Origin of the sequence: Arenimonas sp., assembly GCF_019459675.1 — a bacterium.
GTDB lineage: Bacteria > Pseudomonadota > Gammaproteobacteria > Xanthomonadales > Xanthomonadaceae > Arenimonas.
This window is the reverse complement of sequence record NZ_JAIBFH010000464.1, coordinates 1-1,699: the sequence shown is the minus strand read 5'-3', so window position 1 is coordinate 1,699 and position 1,699 is coordinate 1. Positions and strand designations below refer to the sequence as shown.

Annotated in this window: 2 protein-coding genes; both read right to left on the bottom strand. The window is 68.5% G+C overall.

Annotation, left to right across the window (positions count from 1 at the left end; all coding sequences use genetic code 11):
* Positions 1-471, bottom strand: a 471-nt coding sequence (locus tag K0M70_RS15245; protein WP_290783393.1) for a DnaB-like helicase N-terminal domain-containing protein, incomplete at its 3' end; no start/stop codon positions are given.
* Between the two features lie 252 nt (positions 472-723).
* Positions 724-1,548: a trypsin-like serine protease gene (locus K0M70_RS15240; protein WP_290783391.1), complete on the bottom strand. Its 825-nt coding sequence runs from the start codon at positions 1,546-1,548 to the stop codon at positions 724-726.
* Positions 1,549-1,699 lie beyond the last annotated feature (151 nt).

Sequence of the window (1,699 nt, the reverse complement as noted above, 5' to 3'; positions counted from 1 at the left end):
CTTCATCTCGGCCGCCGACAGCACTTCCTGGCTGTCGCGTCCTTCGGGCTGGAAGCCGTCGTTGACGATCTCGGTGCCGGCCTCGATCAGCTGGCGCATCACGGCCTTCTCGCGCACGATCTCGGCGTAGGCGCGGATGTTGGCGGCCGACGGGGTGCTGGACGCCAGTTCGATCAGGTAGCCGGTGCCGCCGATCTGTTCGGACAGGGCGTTGACCTCGAACCATTCGCCCAGGGTGACGGCGTCGAAGGGTTTGTTCTTTTCGCTCAGGTCGCGGATGGCGCGGTAGATGAGGCGGTGGTCGCGGCGGTAGAAGTCGTGTTCGGTGAGGAAATCGCCGACGCGGTCGAGCGAATCCGGGGCCAGCATGAGGCCGCCGATCACGGCCTGTTCGGCCTCCACCGACTGGGGCGGGACGCGCAGGGCGTCGATGCGGGCTTCGGTGCGGAAGGATTCGGAGCGTACGGGCATGGTGGCCTTGGAATTCAGGTGGGCGCGGGTCGGAACTCCACCCGCCGCCGGGTCAGCCATGGTAGCCACCCCGGCCGCCCCTGCGTTAGGTATAAGCCTGTGCATAACCGGTGCATAGCTTCGCACCCGGCCCTCTCAGATCCTGCGACTCAGCCGCTGCAGGAGTGCCGTCAGGCCCGATGCTCCCGGCCATCGTGGGAGCGCCCTCGATCAGGGCTCACTACGCCTCCGACCCCTGCCCCACGGCAGCGTTCAGCGAGCGTCGCCGGCCTCGTCGGCTGTGGCGATCGTCGATTCAATCCAGTCGGCGTAGTTCCCCAGCCGAACGCCGTAGCTGGTCTCCCCGTACCTGCCCGGCTGGACTTCCGTGCCGGTGACGATGCCACGCTTCCACGCCGTGATGCCGGCAACGTGCCATTGGTCGCCCACGGCGACCAGGATCGGGCTGCCGCTGTCTCCGCTCCCGGTCGACGCTTCGAGCGGGAGCGCGTTCGGCGGCATGTCGAAGCGGTATCCGATCCACCGGCCTTCCGAGACACTGATCGTGTTGTAACCCTGGCGCAGATCGGTCCGGCGTGGCGCGTTCAGGGCGTGTCCCTTTGACCCCGTCCCCGTGGCGCCCCGCCCCATGATCCGGACGACCTTGCCCAGCACGGGGCCGCCGTGGATCGGCACGGGCGCGACATCCACGACCGGTTCGGCGAGCTGGACCAGCGCGAGGTCGTCGGAGGCGGCGAGGAAGCCAAAAAAGGCCTCCCAATCACCCGACTTCAGGGCGGCGTCGACCATGGCCTGGGGAGGCGTCCTGTAGCCCGGATGGATGACGACGCCGCGCACGGCGCGTGGCGTGCCGCCGACCACCACCACGTCCAGTGCGTGCTGCCAGCTGACGGCGTGGGCGGCGGTGATGACCCACTGCGGCGCGATGAGGACGCCATGGCCCTCACCGGGCAGGTCGGCCAGCGCGGGTAACCCGGAGCTCGCCATTCGATGCTGCCGATCCGGGACATCGTCGCGAATGACCACGGCGCCCGCACCGAACGACAGCAGCAGGAGCAGCAGGGCAGCAAGGCGCATGGGCCACGTCCGATATTGGGATGCCCGATTGTCGGGAGCCAGGGTCGGGTTGGCAATGTGCGGGGGCCGGGAAAGACGAAGGGCGCCCAGAGGCGCCCTTCGGGGGCAGCTTGAAGCGCGAAGATAAGGCTTCCGGCTCGACAACCCCCTT

Excerpts from the sequence above, each read along its gene's own strand:
- K0M70_RS15240 (WP_290783391.1), bottom strand. The coding sequence starts at position 1,548 with ATGCGCCTTGCTGCCCTGCTGCTCCTGCTGCTGTCGTTCGGTGCGGGC.